The organism is Mycolicibacterium hodleri (assembly GCF_025822245.1).
Lineage (GTDB): Bacteria > Actinomycetota > Actinomycetes > Mycobacteriales > Mycobacteriaceae > Mycobacterium > Mycobacterium hodleri.
Map to the genome: position 1 here is coordinate 1 of NZ_JACKTL010000030.1, position 23,423 is coordinate 23,423.

General features: G+C 68.4%; 26 protein-coding genes. 12 read left to right on the forward strand and 14 right to left on the reverse strand.

The window, feature by feature from the left end; all coding sequences use genetic code 11:
• The 6 genes from H7J06_RS11845 to H7J06_RS11870 all read right to left on the reverse strand — a co-directional run.
• A partial coding sequence (locus tag H7J06_RS11845) for a DUF222 domain-containing protein (RefSeq protein WP_264039046.1) occupies positions 1-521 on the reverse strand: 521 nt, incomplete at its 3' end.
• A gap of 37 nt (positions 522-558) precedes the next feature.
• A complete protein-coding gene (locus H7J06_RS11850; protein ID WP_264039047.1) occupies positions 559-1,233 on the reverse strand; it encodes a methyltransferase family protein in 675 nt (224 codons plus the stop codon).
• Positions 1,230-2,876 (reverse strand): ABC transporter permease, encoded by a 1,647-nt coding sequence (locus tag H7J06_RS11855; protein ID WP_264039048.1) that lies wholly within the window; start codon positions 2,874-2,876, stop codon positions 1,230-1,232. Before H7J06_RS11855 ends, H7J06_RS11850 begins: the two co-directional genes overlap by 4 nt.
• Positions 2,873-3,811 (reverse strand): ABC transporter ATP-binding protein, encoded by a 939-nt coding sequence (locus H7J06_RS11860; RefSeq protein ID WP_264039049.1) that lies wholly within the window; start codon positions 3,809-3,811, stop codon positions 2,873-2,875. Before H7J06_RS11860 ends, H7J06_RS11855 begins: the two co-directional genes overlap by 4 nt.
• Before the next feature lie 3 nt (positions 3,812-3,814).
• A complete protein-coding gene (locus H7J06_RS11865) occupies positions 3,815-4,444 on the reverse strand; it encodes a TetR/AcrR family transcriptional regulator (RefSeq protein ID WP_264039051.1) in 630 nt (209 codons plus the stop codon).
• A gap of 72 nt (positions 4,445-4,516) precedes the next feature.
• The gene (locus H7J06_RS11870; RefSeq protein ID WP_264039052.1) at positions 4,517-5,197 is read right to left on the reverse strand and encodes an O-methyltransferase; all 681 of its coding nucleotides are present in this window, start codon (positions 5,195-5,197) and stop codon (positions 4,517-4,519) included.
• 176 nt (positions 5,198-5,373) lie between these two features.
• Here H7J06_RS11870 and sigE point away from each other — a divergent pair, with 176 nt between their 5' ends.
• From sigE to tatB, 4 genes are all read left to right on the forward strand, one after another.
• Positions 5,374-6,144 carry an RNA polymerase sigma factor SigE gene (gene sigE / locus H7J06_RS11875; RefSeq protein WP_264039053.1) on the forward strand — a complete coding sequence of 257 codons (771 nt, stop codon included), beginning with the start codon at positions 5,374-5,376 and terminating at the stop codon, positions 6,142-6,144.
• A 91-nt stretch (positions 6,145-6,235) separates the two neighbouring features.
• Positions 6,236-6,631 (forward strand): anti-sigma E factor RseA, encoded by a 396-nt coding sequence (gene rseA / locus H7J06_RS11880; RefSeq protein ID WP_264039054.1) that lies wholly within the window; start codon positions 6,236-6,238, stop codon positions 6,629-6,631.
• Positions 6,632-6,700: 69 nt separating this feature from the next.
• On the forward strand, positions 6,701-8,203 hold the full coding sequence (htrA, locus tag H7J06_RS11885; RefSeq protein WP_308205769.1) for a serine protease HtrA: 1,503 nt from the start codon (positions 6,701-6,703) through the stop codon (positions 8,201-8,203).
• A gap of 3 nt (positions 8,204-8,206) precedes the next feature.
• Positions 8,207-8,608, forward strand: a complete 402-nt coding sequence (gene tatB, locus H7J06_RS11890; RefSeq protein ID WP_264039056.1) for a Sec-independent protein translocase protein TatB — start codon at positions 8,207-8,209, stop codon at positions 8,606-8,608.
• On the opposite strand, the gene H7J06_RS11895 is transcribed toward tatB, so the two are convergent.
• From H7J06_RS11895 to H7J06_RS11910, 4 genes are all read right to left on the reverse strand, one after another.
• On the reverse strand, positions 8,605-9,762 hold the full coding sequence (locus tag H7J06_RS11895) for an Mrp/NBP35 family ATP-binding protein (RefSeq protein ID WP_264039057.1): 1,158 nt from the start codon (positions 9,760-9,762) through the stop codon (positions 8,605-8,607). The two genes, tatB and H7J06_RS11895, sit on opposite strands and share 4 nt — an antisense overlap.
• Positions 9,763-9,786: 24 nt before the next feature.
• Positions 9,787-11,040, reverse strand: coding sequence for a lytic transglycosylase domain-containing protein (locus H7J06_RS11900; protein ID WP_264039059.1), 1,254 nt, complete (start codon positions 11,038-11,040; stop codon positions 9,787-9,789).
• A 109-nt stretch (positions 11,041-11,149) separates the two neighbouring features.
• Positions 11,150-11,689, reverse strand: coding sequence for a DUF1003 domain-containing protein (locus H7J06_RS11905; protein WP_264039060.1), 540 nt, complete (start codon positions 11,687-11,689; stop codon positions 11,150-11,152).
• Positions 11,686-13,014 (reverse strand): magnesium transporter MgtE N-terminal domain-containing protein, encoded by a 1,329-nt coding sequence (locus tag H7J06_RS11910; RefSeq protein WP_264039061.1) that lies wholly within the window; start codon positions 13,012-13,014, stop codon positions 11,686-11,688. Before H7J06_RS11910 ends, H7J06_RS11905 begins: the two co-directional genes overlap by 4 nt.
• Positions 13,015-13,039: 25 nt before the next feature.
• On the opposite strand from H7J06_RS11910, the gene H7J06_RS11915 reads away from it, so the two are divergent.
• Positions 13,040-13,999: an HpcH/HpaI aldolase/citrate lyase family protein gene (locus H7J06_RS11915; protein WP_264039062.1), complete on the forward strand. Its 960-nt coding sequence runs from the start codon at positions 13,040-13,042 to the stop codon at positions 13,997-13,999.
• On the opposite strand, the gene H7J06_RS11920 is transcribed toward H7J06_RS11915, so the two are convergent.
• Both H7J06_RS11920 and H7J06_RS11925 read right to left on the reverse strand, forming a co-directional pair.
• Positions 13,993-14,538: a DUF4190 domain-containing protein gene (locus tag H7J06_RS11920; RefSeq protein ID WP_264039063.1), complete on the reverse strand. Its 546-nt coding sequence runs from the start codon at positions 14,536-14,538 to the stop codon at positions 13,993-13,995. The genes H7J06_RS11915 and H7J06_RS11920 overlap by 7 nt on opposite strands.
• Positions 14,535-14,780 carry a DUF4190 domain-containing protein gene (locus H7J06_RS11925; RefSeq protein ID WP_264039064.1) on the reverse strand — a complete coding sequence of 82 codons (246 nt, stop codon included), beginning with the start codon at positions 14,778-14,780 and terminating at the stop codon, positions 14,535-14,537. The genes H7J06_RS11920 and H7J06_RS11925 overlap by 4 nt, the downstream gene beginning before the upstream one ends.
• Positions 14,781-14,949: 169 nt before the next feature.
• On the opposite strand from H7J06_RS11925, the gene H7J06_RS11930 reads away from it, so the two are divergent.
• The 6 genes from H7J06_RS11930 to H7J06_RS11955 all read left to right on the forward strand — a co-directional run bounded on the left by H7J06_RS11930 (position 14,950) and on the right by H7J06_RS11955 (position 20,499).
• Complete coding sequence (locus tag H7J06_RS11930) at positions 14,950-15,462, forward strand: YflT domain-containing protein (protein WP_264039065.1); 513 nt, start codon at positions 14,950-14,952, stop codon at positions 15,460-15,462.
• 154 nt (positions 15,463-15,616) lie between these two features.
• A complete protein-coding gene (locus tag H7J06_RS11935; protein WP_264039067.1) occupies positions 15,617-17,014 on the forward strand; it encodes an ABC transporter substrate-binding protein in 1,398 nt (465 codons plus the stop codon).
• A complete protein-coding gene (locus tag H7J06_RS11940; protein WP_264039068.1) occupies positions 17,011-17,904 on the forward strand; it encodes a carbohydrate ABC transporter permease in 894 nt (297 codons plus the stop codon). The genes H7J06_RS11935 and H7J06_RS11940 overlap by 4 nt, the downstream gene beginning before the upstream one ends.
• A complete protein-coding gene (locus tag H7J06_RS11945; protein WP_275079322.1) occupies positions 17,897-18,733 on the forward strand; it encodes a carbohydrate ABC transporter permease in 837 nt (278 codons plus the stop codon). The genes H7J06_RS11940 and H7J06_RS11945 overlap by 8 nt, the downstream gene beginning before the upstream one ends.
• Positions 18,734-18,736: 3 nt before the next feature.
• Positions 18,737-19,909, forward strand: coding sequence for an ABC transporter ATP-binding protein (locus H7J06_RS11950; RefSeq protein ID WP_264039070.1), 1,173 nt, complete (start codon positions 18,737-18,739; stop codon positions 19,907-19,909).
• Positions 19,906-20,499: a suppressor of fused domain protein gene (locus H7J06_RS11955; protein ID WP_264039071.1), complete on the forward strand. Its 594-nt coding sequence runs from the start codon at positions 19,906-19,908 to the stop codon at positions 20,497-20,499. Before H7J06_RS11950 ends, H7J06_RS11955 begins: the two co-directional genes overlap by 4 nt.
• Positions 20,500-20,511: 12 nt before the next feature.
• Here H7J06_RS11955 and corA read toward each other — a convergent pair whose 3' ends face one another.
• Positions 20,512-21,615: a magnesium/cobalt transporter CorA gene (corA, locus tag H7J06_RS11960; protein ID WP_264039072.1), complete on the reverse strand. Its 1,104-nt coding sequence runs from the start codon at positions 21,613-21,615 to the stop codon at positions 20,512-20,514.
• A gap of 107 nt (positions 21,616-21,722) precedes the next feature.
• On the opposite strand from corA, the gene H7J06_RS11965 reads away from it, so the two are divergent.
• A complete protein-coding gene (locus tag H7J06_RS11965; protein ID WP_264039073.1) occupies positions 21,723-22,559 on the forward strand; it encodes a glycine betaine ABC transporter substrate-binding protein in 837 nt (278 codons plus the stop codon).
• A 4-nt stretch (positions 22,560-22,563) separates the two neighbouring features.
• On the opposite strand, the gene H7J06_RS11970 is transcribed toward H7J06_RS11965, so the two are convergent.
• Entirely contained in the window at positions 22,564-23,394 is an 831-nt protein-coding gene (locus tag H7J06_RS11970) for an SDR family NAD(P)-dependent oxidoreductase (RefSeq protein WP_264039075.1), read from the reverse strand.
• Between the last annotated feature and the right edge of the window lie 29 nt (positions 23,395-23,423).

Genomic DNA, 23,423 nt, shown 5'->3' on the forward strand with positions numbered 1-23,423 from the left:
GCGGGGCGCACCCACACCGAGCGCTCCGACTCCGCGCGGGCGGCGCGGTCGACGACGGCGTGGGGGTCCAGTTCGTAGGCGATGGCCTTGGCGTCGGCCTCGATCCTCTTGTCACCCTTGCCCTCCAAACTCTTCGTATCGGCGCACATCCTCGCGTCCAACACCCGCCGGTCCGCCACGCTCAGGCAGGCCGACTCCCGGACGATCAACGTCGCCCGCCATTCGGAGAGCCGGCCAGCGGCCAGGGCGGCCAGGGTGTGGGGCATCTCGTGGACCAGGGCGCGGGCGAACCCGAGGTGACGACCGCCGCGGTTGGGTGAGTCGCGGCGGGCCAGCGCGACCTCACTGGCCAACCCCTTGCCCCGCTTGGCCGCGGGTATCCCGTTGGCGGCTTCGCGGGCTCGACGCGCACTGTCGAGTTGGGCGGTCAGGACCGCTTGTTCGGCGGCTGCGGCGCACTTGGCGCGTTCGAGCGCGGCGATGCGATCGACCAACCCCGCCTCGTCCACCGTATCGAACATGCGTTCGACGATACGCCGACCCACCGACAAGCGGGGATCACCACACTCCCGGGAGCAACCGGAAGCGCACCTGCTCGACGTAGTCGGCGTACCCGGCCAGTTCCTCGGTGAGCATCTCTTCCTCGTCGACGATCCTGGCGCCCAGCGCGACGCACGCGGGAACCAGCAGCACCAGCCCCCAATACGAATCCAGGGCCAGGGGCGTGCCGATCATCATGACGAGCGCACCGAAGTACATGGGATGGCGCACGAGTCCGTAGAGCCCCGTGGACACCACTGGCTGGTCGGCCTCGACGGTGATGGTGGCCGCGGCGTACTCGTTCTGGATGATGACGAACTGGGCGACGAGCAACCCCACGCCGACCAGGACGTCACCGAGAACCACTACGGCCGATGGCACCGACGACCAGCCAAAGCGGTGATCGAGGGCGCTGACGACCAACTGAACCACCACCGCCGCGACGGTGGCGACCATGACGACGCGTTGAATCGGGCGCGTTTCTGCGGTCGGGCCGCCCTTCATCCGGCGTTGCAGCGCGGCCGGATGCTTGACGGCGAGATAGACGCTCGGCAGCAACGTGGTCGCGGCGAAGACCACGAGAAACACCCACGCCTGCCAGTAGTCGACCGTCCCGGCGGGCAGGAACAGGGCAACGCCGAAGAACACCACGCTGACGACGAACGTGGCGACGAACTGCCCGACGACCTTCATGCCGTCAGATCCCTGCGGCGAAAGGCCATTGCGCCCAACGTGATCAAGGCGACGTCGATCCCGAGGAGCCACCAGAGTGGGGTGGCGCTGAAGTCGCCCACGCCGACGTGCGGCACGTGGGTGAACGGTTCGAGGTCCAGCAACCACTGCGGCGAATTCGCCAGCGAGCCAAGCAGGTACAGCGCGACGAAGGCGGTCAGAACTCCCCACGCCACCGGCGTGAACCGGGGGAGCAGGCCGAACAGGGCGACCGTGACGGCCGCCAACAGCCAGACCGCGGGCAACTGTACGGCGGCCGTCTCGAGAACGGTCGGCAACTTGCCGGTCACGTCACCCGAGGCGGCGCCATAGGTCAACCCCGCCACCGCCGCGGCGAGTATCATCGCGACACCGGTGCCCACGATTGCGACGATCAGATGGCTTGCCAGCCAACGAGTCCGGCTCACCGCACCCGCCAGCACCATCTCGGCACGCCGGCTCGACTCCTCCTGGTGCAGCCGCAGGGTCAGCGAGATGGCGAACGCCGACGCGACCATGCCAAGCATCCCGAACGCCACCGTGATGAAGGCCTGTTCCAACTGATCGGTGCTGCCGAGGCGGGCCACCACGTCGCGGGCGGCCTGGCTGTCGCCGATCTCGTCCCCGACGCCGTCGACGACGCTGCCGATCAACAGGCCGTAGAGGCACAGACCGACCGTCCACAGCGCACACGACGCCCGGTTGAGCCGCCATGCCAGAGTGGTCACCCCGCGCAGGCCCCACCCGGCCCGCGGCGCACCCGGGCGTTCGGCGATCAAACCCGCGCCGACGTCGCGCCGGGCCAGCAGGTGGTAGGCGAGCGCGAGCAGCACGGCGGTCACCGCCGCGTGCATCGGCAGTATCCACAACCGGTCGCCCGCGTAGGGGCGCACCTGCAGCGACCATCCCAAAGGCGAGAGCCACGACAAGAATTCGGCTCGGGACCCCGCGTCGCCGACGGCCCGAAGCGTGAACGCCGCAGCCAGCACGCCGAAGGCCGCGCCGCGGGCGAAGCGCGCGCTGGGCGACAACTGCGCCGTGACGGCGGCCACGGCGGTGAACACCAGGCCGGTAGCCGCCAGAGCCAGGCCAAAGGCCACCGAGCCCCCGGCGGGCACGCCCATCGGAAGCAGGCCTGCGGTGCCGATGATTCCCGTGGCGAGAGAGCCGCCTCCCGCCGCGATGATCGCCGCGGTGAGGCTTGCGTATCGGCCGACGGCCGTCGAGTCGACGAGTTCGGTTCGGCCGGACTCCTCCTCGGCGCGGGTGTGCCGGACGACGGTCAGAATCACGGCCACGGCGATCAGCACGTGGAACATGCCGGCCTTCCAGATGCCGGTGGCGCCGAGGCTGTCGCCGTAGACGTTGCCGTACAGCGCGCGCTGGGCCGGACTGGCCATGATGGTCGCGGCGAACCCCGCGCGGGCGGCCTCCGTCGGGTAGACGGCCTCGATGCCCCCGACGTACACCGTGCCGAGCGGAATCGACAGCAGCAGCACCCATGCGGGCAGGACGATGCGGTCGCGCCGTAGATAGAGGCGAAGCAGCCCAACGGTTCCCGAGAAGTGGGATCCGCGGGGCGGCGCCTGATGGGCGGGGTGGTGGGGGCGTTCCAGGACGGTCATGCCGTCACCTGCTCGGTCTCCCCGACGCCCTCGCTCTTCCCGATGCCGTAATGGCGCAGGAAAAGGTCCTCCAACGTCGGCGGCTGGCTGATCAAACTGCGCACCCCGGCGTTGCCGAGCATCTTGACGACGTCGCCGAGGCTGTTGCCGTCGACCTGGGCGCTGATGGTGTGGCCGTCGACGACGACGTCCTCGACGCCGGGGATGCGGCCGATGTCGGCCGGGTCGCCGATCATCTCCGCCTTGATCGACGTGCGGGACAGGTGTCGCATCGACTCGAGCGTGCCACTCTCGACGGTCCGGCCGGCGCGGATGATGGTGACGCGCTGGCACAGTGCTTCGGTCTCGGCGAGGATGTGACTCGACAGCAGGACCGTGACGCCCCGGTCGTGGGCTTCGACGACGCACTGCTGAAAGACGTTCTCCATCAAGGGGTCCAGGCCGCTGCTGGGCTCGTCGAGCAGCAGGAGTCTGGCGTTCGAGGCGAAGGCGGAAACGAGTGACACCTTCTGTCGGTTGCCCTTCGAGTAGGTGCGAGCCTTCTTCGACGGGTCGAGGGCGAAGCGCTCCACCAGTTCGGCTCGGCGGCGCTCGTCGATCCCGCCGCGCATGCGGGCCAGCAGGTCGACGGTCTCACCACCTGTCAGCGAGGGCCACAGGGTGACGTCGCCTGGCACGTAGGCGATCTGACGATGCAGCGCGACCGCGTCGGTCCAGGGGTCTCCGCCGAGTAGGCGTGCGGTGCCGGAGTCGGCGCGTGCCAGCCCGAGCAGGACCCGGATGGTCGTCGACTTTCCTGCGCCGTTGGGGCCGAGGAACCCGTGCACCTCACCCTCGGCGACCTCGAGGTTCAGCCCGTCGAGGGCTCGCACCGAGCCGAAGTTCTTCGTCAGGTTGCGGACCTCGATGGCGCCGTTGCCATGTCCTGTCGTCATCGGTCACTCCTTCTCCTCCGTCGACGCGACGATGGCGTCGTACATCGTCGAATCAGTCATCAGCCCGTGGGTGTAGACCTCGAGGGCGGGCAGCACCATGTCTTGGGCGTAGTCGTGCAGCACGGCACGCATGTCGGCCGGGTTGTCGCACATCTGCAGGTACAGCAGGAAGCTGCCGCCGCCGGCCAACGCAAGGAACGTGGCCCGCGCCTTGGGGTCACGGCTCGGCTTGACGGTGCCGGCGCGAACGCCCTCGTCCATGTACTGCTCGACGTTGTCGATCATGTTGCGCCACAACGTCTTCGCCAGGTCGCCGCCGGACTGCATGCTGCGTACCAAATAGGCCATCAGCGGCGCAAAGGATTCGATGTCCGCTAGTTGCGCGAGCCAGGACGCGGGGTCCGACGACTGGATGGTGTCGCTCTTGGCGGTGCGGATGGACTCGGCGACGAACTCGTCGCACGCCTTGCGCAGGCCGTCCTTGGAGCCGAAGTGGTGGATCACCAGGGCCGCGCTGACTCCCGCGGCCTTGGCGATGACCCGCAGGCCGACGTCGAAGCCGTGTTCCCCGAACTGCTCGACGGCCGCATCACGGATCCGGGCGGTCGCCGTCAAGTCGTCGACTGAACGCATGTTTAGTACGCTAAACGCGCGTTCAGCCGAGTGTCAAGGGTTCACCTCGAACGTGGCCAAGGGGTTACCGGGTCAGTCGCGGGCGGCGGCCAGCAGACCGTCGCCCAGGGGCACCAGCACGGGCGTGAGCCGCTCGTCCTCGGCGATCATTCGCGCCGCCTCGCGCACCGCGATGACGTCCCGGTCACTGGCGCTGGCATCGCCGGCCCGACCACCAAGGGCGGCGCGGTGGATCACGATCGCACCGCCGGAGCGCAGCAGTCGTACTCCCTCGGCGACGAACTGAGGCTGGTCGGCCGGATCGGCGTCGATGAACACCAGGTCGTAGGACTCGTCGGCGAGCCTGGTCAGGACTTCCTGCGCGCGGCCGCTGATGAGCCTGGTGCGCGACGGACCGATGCCCGCTTCAAGGAACGCCTGCTTGGCGAGCCGCTGGTGTTCCGGTTCGACGTCGATCGTGGTGAGCACGCCGTCGTCGCGCATCCCGGACAACAACCACAGACCGCTGACACCGACGCCGGTCCCCACCTCGACGACGGCCTTGGCCTGCGCCACCTTGGCCAACACGCTCAGCAGCGCGCCGACGGCAGGCGTCACGGCCCCTGCACCGCTGTCGTCGGCACGTTCCCGAGCCGCGGCCGTCAAGGCGTCCTCCGAGATCGAGTTCTCGGCATGCGCGACGATCGCCTCGGCCCGGCTTGGCCGCGTCGTGCCGCCCTCGGGCTGACCCGTCGAACCGTCGCTGCTGGTCATGCCCGCAGCGTAGAGCGAAGGCAGAGGGCTCCGCGCCCCGACACGCCCGCGCACCAACGTGGGATTGGCCGAAAATTCGGTCGTTTTCGCAGTTCCCGTGGTGCAAGATCGACATTCTCAGGGAAAGCTCAGTTTGCTCATATGCGGACCTCAACGGGGTCGGGGACGGTAAGCGCATGGAAAACGGCGGAAGCTGGGGCCCCGGGAATATTGATGCTCGAAAGGCAGTTTCCGCGGGAGCAGGTCCGGGAACGACTTCCGGCATCCGCACGATTGATCTGGAGGATCCGACGACCACCACGAGCACGTCCCCCGTATTCATGGCCCACTTCGAGCAGGGCAACGACGGCGAATGGGTGCAACCCGCCGAGGAACTGTCGGGCACGGCGGTGTTCGACGCCACCGGCGACAAGACGACGATGCCGTCATGGGACGAGTTGGTCCGGCAGCATGCCGACCGGGTGTACCGCTTGGCCTACCGGCTGTCGGGCAGTCAGCACGACGCCGAAGACCTGACGCAGGAGACGTTCATCCGCGTCTTCCGTTCGGTGCAGAACTACCAGCCGGGCACGTTCGAGGGCTGGCTGCACCGCATCACCACCAACCTGTTCCTCGACATGGTCCGCCGCCGCAGCCGCATCCGCATGGAGGCGCTCCCCGAGGACTACGACCGCGTGCCGGCCGACGAGCCGAACCCGGAGGAGATCTACCACGACTCCCGGTTGGGACCCGACCTGCAGGCGGCGCTGGACTCGCTGGCGCCGGAGTTCCGCGCCGCTGTGGTCCTGTGCGACATCGAAGGTCTCTCCTACGAGGAGATCGGCGCCACGCTGGGAGTGAAGCTCGGCACCGTCCGCAGCCGAATTCACCGTGGCCGACAGGCGCTGCGCGACTACCTGGCCAGCCACCCGGACTCCTATGCCGAGGGCGCCGCACGCTTCGCCTGACCGTTGACGCCGTCTCGTGCGTGATCAATCCGGCCGGCCGCGCTACATTCGATTGTGTTGGGTTGACGTGGTTGACGAGAGGAGCAGGTCGATGGTGGACCCGGGACACGTGTTCCGTCGTGCATTTTCGTGGCTCCCCACTCAGTTCGCCTCGCAGAGCGACCAGCCCGTCGGGCCCAGGAGGTTCGGCTCGACCGAGCACCTGTCGACCGAGGCCATCGCAGCATTCGTCGACGGTGAACTGCGGATGAGCGCCCACCTGCGGGCCGCCCACCACATGTCCATGTGTCCCCAATGCTCGGCGGAGGTCGACGCACAGGGGCAAGCCCGATCGGCGCTGCGCGATTCCTGCCCGATCAGGATTCCGTCGTCGCTGTTGGGAGCGTTGTCGGAGATTCCCCGCCACGCTCCGCTGGAGCCGCCGGTCGAGGACGCCACGGCCCAGTTCCTTGCTGGCGAGACGCGGTCTCGTCGCAAGCGCCGGTAGGCTAAAAGTTGTCCAAGGGTAAAGGCGTGCGTCGTTGACGGCGGACGCTCCAACGGAGAGTGAACACGGGTGACCAACCAGGACCAATTTGGAAATCGTCCCCGTATGGAACCGAAACCCGTCTCGCGCCCCCCGGTGGATCCGGCGCAGACCCGCGCATTCGGTCGTCCCGACGGCGTCAGCGGTTCGTTCCTCGGTGCGAACGAACACCGCGACCAGGGTGACTACACCCCACGGGATCAGGCGCCCGACCCCGTGCTCGCCGACGCCTTCGGACGTCCCGACGGCGTGGCGGACACCCTTCAGCGTCACCCCGCCGACGCGGGGGCGTTGCAGGCCGAGCAGAACCGCGACGGTGCCGACGTCCCGCCGGATCCGTGGCGCGACCCGTCGGCCACCCCGTCGCTCGGCGTGCCGGCACAGCAGGCGCCCGCACCGGTGATGGTCAACCAGGCCCCGACGGGCAAGCTCGGCGTGCGCGAGGTCTTCTTCGGTGGCCGGGTGTCATGGGTCGCGCTGGGCGCCATCGTGATCGTCGCCCTCGTCATCGGCGCCATCGGCGGCGTCATCGGCAACAAGACCGCCGAGATCGTGCCCGCGTTCACCACCTCGAAGGTGACGCTGCAGACCGGAGCCACCGACGAGCAGGAGCCGACCAGTCGCTTCGCCCAGGTCGCGGCGAACGTCGCCGACTCGGTCGTCACGATCGAAGCCACCAGCAAGGGCGAGGGATCGCAGGGTTCCGGGGTCGTCGTCGACGGCCGCGGCTACATCGTCACCAACAACCACGTCATCTCCGATGCGGCGAAGAACCCGTCCGAGTACCAGATCTCCGTGGTGTTCAACGACGGCCACGAAGTGCCCGCCAACTTGGTCGGGCGCGACCCGAAGACCGACCTCGCCGTGCTGAAGGTCGACAACGTCGACAACCTCGTCGTCGCCCGCTTCGGTGACTCCGAGAAGCTCCGGGTGGGTGAAGAGGTGATCGCGGCGGGCGCCCCGCTGGGTCTGCGCAGCACCGTCACCCACGGCATCATCAGCGCCCTGCACCGGCCCGTCCCGCTGTCGGGCGACGGCTCGGACACCGACACCGTCATCGACGGCGTGCAGACCGACGCCTCGATCAACCACGGCAACTCCGGTGGCCCGCTGATCAACATGAGCTCCGAGATCATCGGCATCAACACGGCCGGAAAGTCGTTGTCGGACAGTGCAAGTGGTCTCGGCTTCGCCATCCCCGTCAACGAGGTCAAGGAAGTCGTCGAGGGCCTGATCAAGGACGGCAGGATGTCGCACCCGACGCTCGGCCTCAACGCCGTGTCGGTGAGCAACGACGTGGCCTCGGGCGCGTTGGTGAAGAACGTCGTCGCGGGTGGCCCCGCGGACCGGGCCGGCATCAAGGAGAACGACGTCGTCGTCAAGGTGGGCACCCGCAAGGTCGCCGACGCCGACGAGATGGTGGTCGCCGTGCGCCAGCTCAAGATCGGCGTCGACGCGCCAGTCGACGTCCTTCGAGACGGGCGGCCCGTCACGCTGACGGTCACCCCCGGCTCCGACAACCCCGCCGCGTAATCCATGTTCGGCAACATCGGCTGGGGCGAGATGCTGGTGCTCGTCGTCGCCGGTCTGGTGATCCTGGGGCCGGAACGGCTTCCGGGTGCAATTCGCTGGACCACCAACAGTGTGCGTCAGGCCCGGGAGTACCTCAGCGGCGCGACCAGCCAGCTGCGCGAGGACCTGGGCCCCGAATTCGAGGACCTGCGTCAGCCGTTGAGCGAACTGCAGAAGCTTCGCGGGATGACACCACGCGCCGCCCTCACCAAGCACCTACTCGACGGCGACGACTCGTTCCTCACCGGGAACTTCGACAAGCCGGTCAAGCCGGTGTCGGACAATCAGCCGCAGCCGCAACCACCGGCACCCACGCCCGAGCCACGCACCCCCGGCGTCACGCCGTACGACAGCGACGCGACCTAGCGGCCAATCGGGTTCAACCCGAGCGACACGCCCGCCAGGCTGCGCTTGCGGGCGGTCAGTGCGTCGGCGATGGAGCGGAGTTCCTTGGCTGCGGCGGAATCCGGTGCGCTGAGCACCAGGGGCACGCCCGCGTCGCCCGCCTCCATCAGCGCTTGGTCCAACGGGACCTGTCCGAGCAGCGGCACGTCGGCGCCGATGGACCGCGTGAGGCTCTCGGCGACCTGCTTGCCGCCACCCTCGCCGAAGACGTTCAGCACGGTGCCGTCGGGCAAGGTCAGTCCGGACATGTTCTCCACCACGCCGACAATGCGCTGACGGGTCTGCAGCGCAATTGCACCGGCCCGCTCGGCAACCTCGGCGGCCGCCAGCTGAGGCGTGGTCACCACCAGGATCTCGGCGCCGGGAATCAGCTGGGACACCGAGATCGCGATGTCACCGGTCCCGGGCGGAAGGTCCAGCAGCAGGACGTCGAGATCGCCCCAGTACACGTCGGCCAGGAACTGCTGAAGGGCCCGATGCAGCATGGGGCCGCGCCACACCACGGGCGTGTTGCCCTGGGTGAACATCGCGATCGAAATGACCTTCACGTCGTGGGCGATCGGCGGCAGGATCATCGAGTCGACCTGCGTGGGCCGTTCGGCGGTACCCATCATGCGTGGCACCGAATGGCCGTAGATGTCGGCGTCGAGCACGCCGACCGACAGCCCGCGGGCCGCCAGCGCGGCCGCCAGGTTCACCGTGACGCTGGACTTGCCGACGCCGCCCTTGCCGGAGGCCACCGCGTACACCCGCGTGAGGGACCCGGGCTGGGCAAACGGGATCACCGGTTCGCGGGAGTCGCCCCGCAGCAGCTTGCGCAGTTCCGCGCGCTGCTCGTCGTCCATCACGTCGAGGGTCACCTTCACCGCGCCGGTGCCGGGCACGTCGACGACGGCCTGCTTCACGCGGTCGGTGATCTCGGTCTTCTTCGGACACGCCGACGTGGTGAGGTAGATCTCGACGTGGACGGCGGCGTCACCGGGGTCGACGGAGACGTTCTTGACCATGCCGACCTCGGTGATCGGCTTGCGGAGTTCGGGGTCGACGACCTTGGACAGCGCCGAGCGGACGGCCGATTCCAGCGCCTCGGAGTCGTGCGGAGATTGCGGAGACATCACCCGCGAGTGTAGGCGCAGCCGTCAGCCGATTGGACCGGGCACCGGTCCCGTCGGTGGCGGAGGTGATGCAGGTGGCGGGAGTGGGGGCGGTCCGCCGAACGGGAACTGCATGGGGGCAGGCGGCGGGAACGACGGTGCCGGGGGCACGGGGGCTGGGGGCAGGGTCGCCGCCGCGGGTTGGGGCGTCAGGCAAAAGACCTGACAATTCTGCGGCGGTGCCACCGGCGCCTGTGGCGTCAGGCAGAAGACCTGGCAGTTCTGCTGCGGTGCCGGGGGTATGCCCGCCCCGGGACCCGGCGGGATGCCGAGCTGGTTCTGCCCCCCGACGTCGGTGACGTTGATCGCGGCCAGCGGGTCGTCGGCGGGCAGCCCGATGCCGGGGCCGATGCCCTCCGGGTTGGCCGCCAGATGGGCGTCGCCGATGGGTGGGGCGACTCCGATGGGCGGCAGGTCGACGGGTGCGACGCCGGTGGCGTAGGCCGCCGCCCAGCCGAGGACGTTCTGGGCGTACGCCATCGAGTTGTTGTAGCGCAGGATCGCCGAGAGCACCTGAGAGCGGTCCCGGAGGTTCAGGTTGCCGCTGCAGAGGTATCTGGCGGCTCCCAGCGACGCGTCGTAGAGATTCTGGATGTCGGCCTTGCCGTCGCCGTTACCGTCGGACGCGTACCTGGCCCACGTGCCCGGCAGGAACTGCATCGGACCCATCGCCCTGGCGTAGGTCACCCGACCGGCCTGCACGGCCTGCACGATGACCTCGTTGCCCGCGAGGCTGCCGTCGAGCGCGGGGCCGAAGATGCCCTGGACCGGGTTGCCCTGCGGGTCGGTGGCGCCACCGTTGGCGTGCACCGACTCGATGCGACCGATTCCGGCCAGCAGGTTCCAGCTCACCCCGCAGCCCGGGTACGCCGAGGCCATCATCCGTTCGGCGTTGCGGTACGCGCTCAGCGCGACTGCCGGAATGCGAAGGCTGCCAGCCGAACTCACCACGATCGGCGGGGGCGGAGCCGAGATGTTCGCCATGGCGAACCGGAACGGGGTCGGCGGTCGTGGGGCCGCGACGACGACTACACCGGCGTCGTCACCGGTGCGGGCCACCGCCGCCAGGGGCGTGATGCCGGCGTCGGCGACGGCGTGCCTCGGCGTCGGTGCGGAGGCGCCGACGGCCAGCAGGAGGATCAGCGGAGCGAGGACGGCGACGCCGAAGGCGGGAGTGCTCGCCACGCGGCGCGCACGGCGTCGTACCGCTGCGTACGCGGTGCCGCCTCGAATCTGCACTCGACCGTCCTCGATCGCCGGTGACCAAACGTCGGCCCCGGCAAAGCCCGGCAAACGTTGTGAACGACGCCACCATACCGATCAGGTGTTGCCCGTGTTACGGCATTGACTAGACGGACTCGTCGACGTCACGGACGCTCTTGGCGGGCGCACTCTTCTTGGGTTTCTTGGCGGCCTTCAGCTCGTCGAGCAGCTCGCGCACTTCCTCGAGTTCGCGGCGGAGGTAGTCGCGTGTGACGACCTCACCGACCGCGATGCGCAACGCCGCGAGCTCGCGGGCCAGGTACTCGGTGTCGGCCTTGGTCTGCTCGGCGCGACGCCGGTCCTCCTCCAGCGACACCCGGTCGCGGTTCTCCTGGCGGTTCTGCGCCAGCAGGATCAACGGTGCGGCGTAGGCGGCCTGCGTGGAGAACGCAAGGTTCAGCAGGATGAACGGGTAGGGGTCGAACCGCAGCGACACCGCGACCAGGTTGAAGCTGATCCACACGACCACCAGCACGGTCTGCATGGCGAGATAGCGGCCGGTGCCGAGGAACCGGGCGATCGACTCGCTGTAACGGCCGACCGCCTCGATGTCGACCCTCGGGGTGAAGCGTCGGCGTCGGGTGCGCGGGGTGTCGAGCCGCTGCCGGGCGGACAGGTCGCTCACGACGGACCCCCCGCGGCGGGCAGGGGCGCGTCGGTCAGGTCGTCCTCGCCGGGCAGCTCGGGATCTTCCTGGCGCACCCGCCAGTCGTGGGGCAACAGATGGTCGAGGAGGTCGTCGACGGTGACGGCACCCAGGAGGTGCTTCTCGTCGTCGACCACCGGCCCGCAGACCAAGTTGTAGGCCGCGAAGTAGCGCGTCACCGCGGCCAGCGTCGTCTCGGGTTCCAGGCTGGGCAGATCCGAGTCCATGATGCCGCTGACCAGGGACGCCGGCGGTTCCCGAAGCAACCGTTGCAAGTGGACGCAGCCCAGGTAGCGACCGGTCGGGGTGGACGTCGGCGGGCGCACGACGAAGACCAGGGAGGACAGTGCCGGGGTGAGTTCGGGATCGCGCACCCGAGCCAGCGCCTCGGCCACCGTGGTGCCGGGACCGAGCACCACGGGTTCGGAGGTCATCAGACCACCGGCGGTGTCGGGGGAGTGCTGCAGCAGCCGTCGCACGGATTCGGAGTCCTCGGGATCCATCCGCGCCAGCAGCGCCTCGGCGGCCGACGCGCCCAACTCGCCCAAGAGGTCGGCGGCGTCGTCGGGGTCCATCGCCTCGAGCACGTCGGCGGCGCGTTCGGGCTCGAGCCGCTCCATCAGATCGGCCTGCTCGCTCTCGGGCAGCTCCTGCAGGATGTCGGCGAGGCGTTCGTCGTCGAGGGCGTTGACCACCTCGTAGCGGCGCTTGGCGGGAAGGTCGCGGATGGCGTCGGCGACGACGATGGGCCGCTGGCCGGCGAACTGCGCCAGCAGGTAGGCGACGCCCTGACCGGGCAGCGACATCGCCGAGTGGGTCAGCCCGGTGACGTTCTGCCAGTCGACGATGTGCACGGAGGTGCGGCGGCCAAGCCTGCGGTGGCTGCGGACCGCGACCCGGGTCACCACCCAGTCCCTGGTGCGGATCTGTTCGATGGCGAGGTCGACCACGACGAGGTCGACCCCGGCGAGTTCTTCGAGCTCGGGATCCTGCACGCGCACGCGGGTGTCGAGCACCTGGCCGAAGACCAGGACCTCGCCCGGCCGCTGCGCGAATCGGCGCAGCGAGACGTTGGCGGTGTTGAGGGTGACTGCGTTCGGTTCGATCGCCGTGACCCGGAGCAGGCCGACGAAAATTCTTCTGCGCGTAAGCAATTCGACGACCAAGCCGAGCACGCGCGGCTGTTGGCGGCCGATGCCGATGCTGATCACGACGTCGCGGACGCGGCCTACCGACTCACCGTCGGGGCCGAGTACCAGCAGCCCCGCTAGTCGGGCCGCATAGACCCTCGTTACCGCCACCATGGGTCAAAGAGTAGAGAGTGAACTCGTGGAGAACCTCTATCGCCCCCGGAGAACCTGCCTTTCGGTTCCCGGCAGCAGCGCGAAGATGATCGAGAAGGCCAAGCAACTGCCCGCCGATCAGGTGTTCCTCGACCTCGAGGACTCGGTGGCCTCAGATGCGAAGGCGCACGCCCGTACTCAAGTGGCCGCGGGTTTGGCCGGCGACGGCTGGGCGGGACAACTGCGGGGTGTGCGCGTCAACGACTGGACGACGCCGTGGACGCACGCCGACGTCATCGAGGTCGTCGCGGCGGCCGGCAGTGACCTCGACGTCGTCATCCTGCCGAAGGTGACCGACGTCTCTCACGTGCAGGCGCTGGATCTTCTGTTGACCCAGTTGGAGGTCACCCACGGACTGCCGGTCGGACGGATTGGCATCGAGGCGCAGATCGAGAACGCCGAGGGGCTGACCAACGTCGACGCGATCGCGGCGGGACCGCGGGTGCAGGCCCTGGTGCTCGGGCCCGCCGACATGATGGCGAGTTTGAACATGCGCACGCTGGTCGTCGGCGAGCAACCCGAGGGGTACGACGTCGGCGACGCGTATCACCACGTGTTCATGCGCATCCTGGTCGCCGCGCGCACGAGGGGGATCAACGCGGTCGACGGTCCGTTCCTGAAGGTGCGCGACGTCGACGCCTTCCGGCGGGTGGCGGCCCGCGCCGCGGCGCTCGGCTACGACGGCAAGTGGGTGCTACACCCGGACCAGATCGCGGCGGGCAACGAGATCTTCAGCCCCCGCCAGGCCGACTACGACCACGCCGAGTTGATCCTCGAGGCCTACGAATGGCACACGTCGCGGGTCGGCGGGGCCAGGGGCGCGGTCATGCTCGGTGACGAGATGATCGACGAGGCGAGCCGCAAGATGGCCTTGGTCGTCGCAGGCAAGGGGCGGGCCGCCGGCATGGCGCGGACGTCGGCCCCGTTCGAACCGCCCGCTCAGTAGCCGTACGTGGGGGTCGAGGTGACGGCGATCGCCACGACGATGATGACGAAGTAGGCGATCCACCCCACGACGGCCAGCGCGCCGACGATGACTGCCGCCAGCGCCATGCCATGGCCCTCCTGACCCGTGCGCTTGGTCTCCCGCATCGCGATGATCCCGAGGATCAGCCCGACGATCGACGGCACGCCGCAGAGGATCAGTCCGGACAGCGACGTCACCAACGCGGCAATTGCCTTGCCGCTGGTGCCGACCGGCCTGGCCGGGGCGTAGGGGTCGTAGCCGTAGCCGCCCTGGTACTGCGGCGGGTAGCCGGGCGGCGGGTAACCGGCCTGGGGGTACCCGGGTTGGGGGTAACCGGGTTGCGGATAGCCCGGCGGGGGATAGCCGGGCTGCTGAAAGTCGGTGGGAGCGCCGTAGTTCGGCGGCGGGGCCGACTCCGTCGGATAGTCCACTGGCGCGTAGGGATCGCCCTGCGGGGCCGAGTTCTCCAGTGGCGGGTACTCCCGGCCGTGGTTCGGTTCGTCGGATCCAGTGCTCATAGCGTGCTCAGTCCCATCACGATTGCGGTCATGCTCAACAGGAGGGTGACGGCGCCGACGAGGATCCCCGCAGTCGCCAGTCCGCGACCGCGTTCGCCGGTCACCGCGATGTGGTTGAGGGCGTACACGCCCAAGACGATTCCGACGATCGAACCGATCCCGAACAACGTCACCACGGACGAGGCCAACGACGCGACGGCGGTGCGGTTCGTGCGCCTCGCCGTCGTGGTGGGCGATGTCATGGGTTCCAACCTAGCGTTCTCAGGTGTCGGGGTCGGTGTCAAACTACTCCGAGCATGGATTTGCCAGAGTTCGTCGCCCGGACGGCACTCATCGGGGTCCTCGAACGTTGAGAATGTAACGAGGCTCCACTCGAGCACGAGCGACGATGACAGGACGAGGACACCGACCATGACGAACCCACTTCAGAACCCGGGGCGGGCTGGACAGAATCAGGGCCGTGGGGGATTCGCTTCGCTGCCGACCCCGCCGAAGGGCTGGCCCATCGCCTCCTACCCCACCTACGCCGAGGCTCAGCGCGCCGTCGACCATCTGTCCGACCAAGAATTCCCCGTGCAGCAGGTGACGATCGTCGGCGTGGACCTCATGCAGGTCGAGCGCGTCACGGGCCGGCTCACGTGGCCGCGAGTGCTGGGTGGCGGTGCGCTGACCGGCGCGTGGCTCGGTCTGTTCATCGGGCTGGTTCTCGGCTTCTTCGGCCCCAGTCCGTGGGGTTCTCTGATCGCCGGCCTGATCGCCGGCATCTTCTTCGGCCTGATCACCTCGGGGTTGCAGTACGCGATGGCGCGGGGCACAAGAGATTTCAGCTCCACGATGCAATTGGTCGCCGGGCGTTACGACGTGCTGTGTGATCCCCAGAGCGCCGAGCAGGGCCGGGATCTGTTGGCGCGCTTGACCATCTAGAGCCCCACGGAGGTTGCTGCCGCATCACGATTTCGACGCGATGGTGCGGAAGTGTTGCGCTCCACGCGTAACTCGCTCTACGGTTCGAGCGCGGGACGTTCCCGCCCGAAGCTGCCCCGGCGGCGACGTCGGGAGCGGGAGACGGGAGACGGTGGTGCGCGTTGGGCGGCTATGCGCTGCGGCGTTGGCTGGGCTGACGACGGCGTCACTGGTGTCGGCATGCGGTAGTTCCAGCGGCGGCATCGTCGTCAATTACTACACACCCGCCAACGAGATGGCCACCTTCACCGCGGTTGCCAAGCGGTGCAACGAGGAACTCGGCGGTCGCTTCACCATCAAGCAGATCAGTCTGCCCAAGGGCGCCGACGATCAGCGGCTGCAGCTGGCGCGCCGACTCACCGGCAACGACAAGTCGCTGGACGTGATGGCACTCGACGTGGTGTGGACCGCCGAATTCGCCGAGGCGGGTTGGGCGCTGCCGCTGACCGACGATCCGGCAGGCAAGGCCGAGGCCGACGCGCGGGACGACACGCTTCCCGGCCCGCTCCAGACGGCCACGTGGCACGACCAGCTCTTTGCCTCGCCGATCACGACGAACACCCAATTGCTCTGGTACCGAGCCGATTTGATGCCGAACCCACCGCAGACCTGGGACGACATGGTCGGCGAGGCGACCCGTTTGCACGACGAGGGCAAGCCGAGCTGGATCGCGTTGCAGGCCAAGCAGTACGAGGGCCTGGTCGTGTGGTTCAACACGCTGCTGGCCAGCGCCGGCGGACAGGTGCTCTCCGACGACGGCAAGACGGTGACGCTCACCGACACGCCGGAACACCGGGCGGCCACGGTGAAGGCGCTGCAGATCATCAAGGCCGTTGCCACCGCCCCCGGCGCCGACCCGTCGATCACCCAGACCGACGAGGCCACCGCGCGACTGGCACTCGAACAGGGCAACGCCGCTCTGGAGGTCAACTGGCCGTTCGTGCTTCCGTCGATGCTGGCGAACGCCGTCAAGGGTGGCGTGCCCTTCCTGCCGCTCGACGGGCGCGACGACCTCAAGGGCAGCATCGACGACCTCGGCACGTTCAAGCCCAGCGACGCGCAGTTCGACGCGGCCTACGACGCCAGCAAGCAGGTCTTCGGGTTCGCGAACTACCCCGGCGTGGTCCCCGGGCAGCCCGCCAAGGTGACACTCGGCGGCCTCAACCTCGCGGTGGGTCGGAACACCCAGCACAAGGCGGAGGCCTTCGAGGCGATCCGTTGCCTGCGCAACGTCGAGAACCAGCGCTTCACCTCCGTCGAGGGTGGCCTGCCCGCCGTGCGCACGTCGCTGTACGACGACCCGGAGTTCCAGAAGAAGTACCCGCAGTACGCCATCATCCGCGAGCAGCTCACCAACGCCGCCGTCCGGCCCGCGACGCCGGTCTACCAATCGGTGTCGACGCGCATCTCGGCGACGCTCGCCCCGATCACCGGCATCGATCCGGAGCGCACCGCCGACGTGCTGGCCGATCAGGTCCAGAAGGCCGTCGACGGCAAGGGACTGATCCCATGACCGCCGCCACGCCCGCCACCGACGATCGCAAGTCCGAACGGCGCCTGGCGTTCTGGTTGATCAGCCCCGCCGTGCTGCTGATGTTGGCGGTCACCGCCTACCCGATCGGGTACGCGGTGTGGCTCAGCCTGCAGCGCTACAACCTGGCTGCCCCCAACGACACCACCTTCGTCTGGTTCGCCAACTACGCGACCATCCTCGGTGACCGGTACTGGTGGACGGCCTTCGCCGTCACCCTGGCGATCACCGTCGTCTCGGTGGCGATCGAGTTCGTGCTGGGCATGGCCCTGGCGTTGGTCATGCACCGGACGATCTTCGGCAAGGGCGTCGTACGCACCGCCATCCTGATCCCGTACGGCATCGTCACCGTGGCGGCGTCCTACAGCTGGTACTACGCATGGACGCCGGGCACGGGCTATCTGGCCAACCTGCTGCCCGAAGGCGTTGCGCCACTGACGGAGCAGATCCCCTCGCTGGCCATCGTGGTGCTGGCCGAGGTGTGGAAGACGACGCCGTTCATGGCGCTGCTGTTGCTGGCCGGCCTGGCGCTGGTGCCCCAGGACCTGCTCAACGCCGCCCAGATCGACGGCGCCGGCGCGTGGAAGCGGCTGACGAAGATCATCCTGCCGCTCATCAAACCGGCGATCCTGGTGGCCCTGCTGTTCCGCACCCTGGACGCCTTCCGCATCTTCGACAACATCTACGTGCTGACCGGTGGCGCGAACGACACCGGGTCGGTGTCGATCCTGGGCTACGACAACCTGTTCAAGGCCTTCAACCTCGGACTCGGTTCGGCGATCAGCGTTCTCATCTTCCTGACCGTCGCGGTGATCGCGTTCATCTACGTCAAGCTCTTCGGTGCGTCGGCCCCCGGGGCTCGCGATGAGTGAGCGAGTGAGTTCCGGCCGCGCCACCGGGTGGACCGTCGTCAACGTCCTGGTGGTGCTCTACGCCCTGTTCCCGGTGCTGTGGATTCTGTCGCTGTCGCTCAAGCCGACCTCAACGGTCAAGGACGGCAACCTGATTCCGACACAGGTGACGTTCGACAACTACAAGGCGATCTTCCAGGGCAACGTCTTCAGCTCGGCGCTGGTCAACTCCATCGGCATCGGTCTGATCACCACCGTGATCGCGGTCGTCGTCGGAGGCATGGCCGCCTACGCGATCGCCCGGCTGGCCTTCCCGGGCAAGCGGGCGCTGGTGGGCGTCGCGCTGCTGATCGCGATGTTCCCGCAAATCTCCCTGGTGACACCGCTGTTCAACATCGAACGCACGATCGGGCTGTTCGACACCTGGCCGGGGCTCGTCATCCCCTACATCACGTTCGCGTTGCCGCTGGCGATCTACACCATGTCGGCGTTCTTCAAGGAGATCCCCTGGAATCTGGAGAAGGCGGCGAAGATGGACGGCGCCACGCCATGGCAGGCCTTTCGCAAGGTGATCGCTCCACTCGCGGCCCCAGGCATCGTGACCGCGGCCATCCTGGTGTTCATCTTCGCGTGGAACGACCTGCTGTTGGCCCTGTCGCTGACGGCGACCCAACGGGCCATCACCGCACCCGTGGCGATCGCAAACTTCACGGGCAGTTCACAATTCGAGGAGCCGACCGGATCCATCGCCGCGGGCGCGATGATCATCACGGTGCCGATCGTCGTCTTCGTACTCATCTTCCAACGACGGATCGTCGCCGGTCTCACGTCCGGTGCGGTGAAGGGGTAGGTCATGGCCGAGATCGTGTTGGACCGCGTGGCGAAGAGTTACGCCGGAGGCGCGCCGGCGGTGAAGGATCTGTCGATCACCATCGCCGACGGCGAGTTCGTCATCCTGGTGGGCCCGTCGGGCTGCGGCAAGTCCACGACGCTGAACATGATTGCGGGGCTGGAGGACATCACCTCCGGGGAGCTGCGCATCGGCGGTGACCGCGTCAACGAGAAGGCCGCCAAGGACCGCGACATCGCCATGGTGTTCCAGTCCTATGCGCTCTACCCGCACATGACGGTGCGGCAGAACATCGCCTTCCCGCTGACGTTGGCCAAGATGGCCAAGGCCGACATCGCCACCAAGGTCGACGAAACCGCCAAGATCCTCGACCTGACCGAACTGCTGGACCGCAAGCCCGGGCAGCTCTCCGGCGGCCAGCGTCAGCGGGTGGCGATGGGACGCGCAATCGTGCGCAGCCCCAAGGCATTCCTGATGGACGAGCCGTTGAGCAACCTGGATGCGAAGCTGCGCGTGCAGATGCGCGCCGAGATCGCCCGCCTGCAGGACCGTCTGGGCACCACCACCGTCTACGTCACCCACGACCAGACCGAGGCCATGACCCTCGGTGACCGCGTCGTCGTGATGCTCGCCGGGGTGGCCCAGCAGATCGGCACCCCCGACGAGCTCTACCACCGCCCGGCCAACCTGTTCGTCGCCGGCTTCATCGGCTCCCCGTCGATGAACTTCTTCCCGGCTGAGTTGACCGACGTCGGAGTGCGGCTGCCGTTCGGCGAGGTCACCCTGACGACCGACGTCCACGACATGTTGGCCCGCCATCCGAAGCCGGGGGGCGTGATCGTCGGCGTCCGGCCCGAGCATCTCGAGGACGCGGCCCTCATCGACTCCTATGCCCGGATCAAGGCGCTGACGTTCGAGGTGACCGTCGACCTGGTGGAGTCACTCGGCGCCGACAAGTACGTGCACTTCCACACCGAGGGCGAGGGGGCGAAGGCCGCTCAGCTCGAGGAGTTGACCACGGAGTCCGGGGCGGCCGAGAACCGGTTCGTGGCACGGGTTCCCGCCGAGTCGAAGGTGGTCGCCGGGCAGCCGGCCGAGTTGGCCTTCGACACCTCCAAGCTCATCTTGTTCGACGCGGAGACCGGCGCGAACCTGTCGATCCCGCCTTCTCGGTGACCGACGTCCTCGCCGCGGTCCGTGCCCGGCTGACGGAGCACTTCGCCCGGGTCGGTGCCGGCGGCGAGCCCGCCGTCGCCAGCATCACCTTCCTCGGTGCCGAGTCGATCGACGTGCTGCGCTTCGGACCCGATGCCGACGGCACGCTTCACCACGTGTCACTTGGCTGTTCGCGGCACGCGATGCTCGACCCGACGGCGATGGTCGTCGACTCGGCGAGCGGTCCGCGGGCGGAAGTCGCGGTGGCACTTCGTGGTTCGACCCCGGCGGGCCTGGCCCGGTCGATCGCCGTGGTCGCGGCGTCACCCGCCGTCGAGGGTCTGGTGCTGGTGCCCGACGCCCTGGTCGATCTCGAGACGCCGCTGTGGGAGGGTGCGCCGTTCACCGCGGTGTTGCTGGGCCCCGGCGACGTCGACGACGTCGAGCTGCCCGCCCCCTTCGACCCGGTGCGCATCCTGTCGGCGACCCCGATCACCCCGACCGAGGCGGCCTGGGTGCGGCTCAAGGGCGCTGACGCGATGCGGGAGGCGTGGGCCGTCGACGGCGTCGACGTCCGCGACCCCCGTCGGCGGGCGAGCTCGCCAAGCTGAGCGTCGAGGGCGCTACAGCCAATGGTTGCGGCGGAACGTGAAGTACAGCGCCGAGCACACCGTCGCCATCACCGCCAGCACCATCGGGTAGCCGTAGGTCCACGCCAGCTCCGGCATGTGCTCGAAGTTCATCCCGTAGATGCCGGCGAGCGCCGTCGGCACGGCCGCGATGGCCACCCACGCCGAGATCTTGCGCATGTCCATGTTCTGTTGCATCGACACCTTGCCGACGGCGGCCTGCACCAACGAGCTGAGCACCTCGTCGTAGCTGGCGATCCGGTCGGAGGCCTGGGTGTTGTGGTCGACGACGTCGCGGATGTAGCGCCGGACCTCCTTGGAGATCAGGTCGTTGTGGTCGGTGCCGAGGCGCTGCAGCGCGAGGTTCAGTGGGCCCACCGCCCGGCGCATCTCGACGACCTCCCGCTTGAGCAGGTAGATGTGCTCGATGTCGGTGTCGCTGGTGGGGGAGAAGACGTTCTCCTCCATCGCGTCGATGTCGTACTCGACGAGGTCGGTGACCTCCAGGTAATGGTCCACCACGTGGTCGGCGATCGCGTGCAGCACGGCGTAGGGTCCCAGCGCGCAGTTCGCCGGGCTGGTGTCCATCCGCTTGCGCACCTTGGCGAGGCCGCCGTGGTCGCCGTGGCGGACCGTCACGACGAAGTCCGGTCCGACGAAGATCATGATCTCCCCGGTCTCGACGATCTCGCGGGCCTTGGCCACCGATTCGTGCTCGACGTACATGATGGTCTTCAGCACCAGGAACAGCGTGTTGTCATAGCGCTCCAGCTTCGGCCGCTGGTGGGCGTGCACGGCGTCCTCGACGGCGAGTTCGTGCAGGCCGAACACGTCGGCGACGGACTGCATCTGGCGTTCGTCGGGTTCGTGCAATCCGATCCAGACGAAGGCCCTGACCTCCTCGAGCTGAAGTTCCCTGACCTTGGCCAGTGCCGCGGCGTGGGTGTACTTGCCGGGCAGCCGCTTGCCGTCGGCGTAGACGCCGCAGTCGACCATCGCCCGGGCGACCGGGACGTGGATGGTGCTGGCATCCGGCTCGGACGTCCGTCGATTGGTCGGACGCAACATCGACGGCTGCAAGGCACGAAATGACGGCACGAACGTCCTCCCCTCAGCGGGCGGAGCAGCTACGTTGAGCCCCGAATTGACCGTTGCAGATGGTACGCCCAAAGCCTGAGTACGAAGCGGTGAAGTAGCCTGACGCGATGGCCTTGCAGCGATTGGCGGCGCTGCTCGTCGTGCTCGTGGTCGCCGGGTGCGGGGGCTCGACCCCGGAGAAGTCGCTGGCCGTTGGCGCCGGTTCCGACGCCCCCACCACCCTGTTGGCCCACCTGTACGCGGCCGCGCTGCGGTCCTACGGCAGTGCGGCACACGTCGAACGGGGCGCGGATCCGTTGGCCGAGCTGGACACCGGCGCCGTCGAGGTGGTGCCGGGACTCACCGGACGGTTGTTGACCCGCTTCGATCCCGACGCGACGGCGCGCGCCCCCGAGCAGGTCTACCGCTCGATGATCTCGGCACTGCCGGAGGGCATCGGCGCCGGTGACTACACCCAGTCCGCCGAGGACAAGCCCGCGCTGGTGGTCACCGAGGCGACGGCCCAGAAGTGGGGTGCCCGCGACGTCGCGACGGTGGTCCGCCACTGCCCGGGCCTGACGGTCGGCAAGGTGCCCGGTGACCCGGCACCGGCGGTCATCGCGACGTGCCGGCCACCCGCGGCGACCGAATTCCCCACGGCCGCAGCGTTGGTGGCGGCGTTGCGCTCGAGCCGGGTGACCGCTGCCTGGACGTCCACCGCCGTGCCGGAGACCCCCGACGACGTCGTCGTCCTGAGCGACAAGACCTCGGTCATCCGCGCGGAGAACGTCGTGCCGCTGTACCGGCGCAACGAATTGGACGAACGGCAGGTGTTGGCGCTCAACGAGATTGCCGGCGAGCTGGATACCGGCTCACTGGCCGACATGCTGGGCAAGGTGGCCTCGGGCAGCGATCCCGGTGCGGTGGCCGACGACTGGCTGTCCGCGCATCCGCTCGGACACTAGCTCGTCAGCGGACTCCCGGCATTGCCCGGGCGATGACGGAGGCGAACAGCCGCTGGTATCCCGACCCGGTGAGGCGAACGATGACGTCGAGGGCCTTGGCGTCGGCGCCGACGAGCACGCGGGCCTTGTTCTTGCGGACGGCGTCGAGAATGATCACCGCGGCCCGCTCAGGCGTGGTCTTGGCGAGCTTCTTGTCGAACGTGTTCGCGAGCTTCTCCGCGTCGATGCCCTCCGCGGCCGCCGCGTTGCGCGCGATCGCCGTCTTGATGCCGCCCGGGTGCACCGTCGTCACCTTCACGGGGCGCTTGCCGGCGACCATCTCCTGGCGCAGGGCCTCGGTGAATCCGCGTACCGCGAACTTGGCGGCGTTGTAGGCGGCCTGCCCGGGCACCGAGAAGATGCCGAAGAGGCTGGAGACGTTGACGACGTGCCCGTCGCCGGACTCGATCAGATGCGGCAGGAAGGACTTGGTGCCGTTGACGACGCCCCAGAAGTCGACGTCCATCACGCGCTCGATGTCCTTGTAGGAGCTCGCCTCGACGTCACCGGTGAACGCGATGCCGGCGTTGTTGTAGATCTGGTTGACCTTGCCGAAGTGCGCCTTCACGGCGTCGGCGTACAGCTCGAACGCCTCCCGCTCGGTGACGTCGAGGCGGTCGGCCTTCACGGGGGCGCCGATGGCCTTCAGGCGGGCCTCGGTGACGGCCAGACCCTCGAGGTCGACGTCGCTGATCGCGAGTTTCGCCCCCGAACGTCCCAGCTCCAGGGCCAGCGCCTGGCCGATGCCCGACCCGGCTCCCGTGACGACGGCGACCTTACCGGCGAAGCCATCCATGAACACTCCCTCTCTCGGCGGCCAGCGTG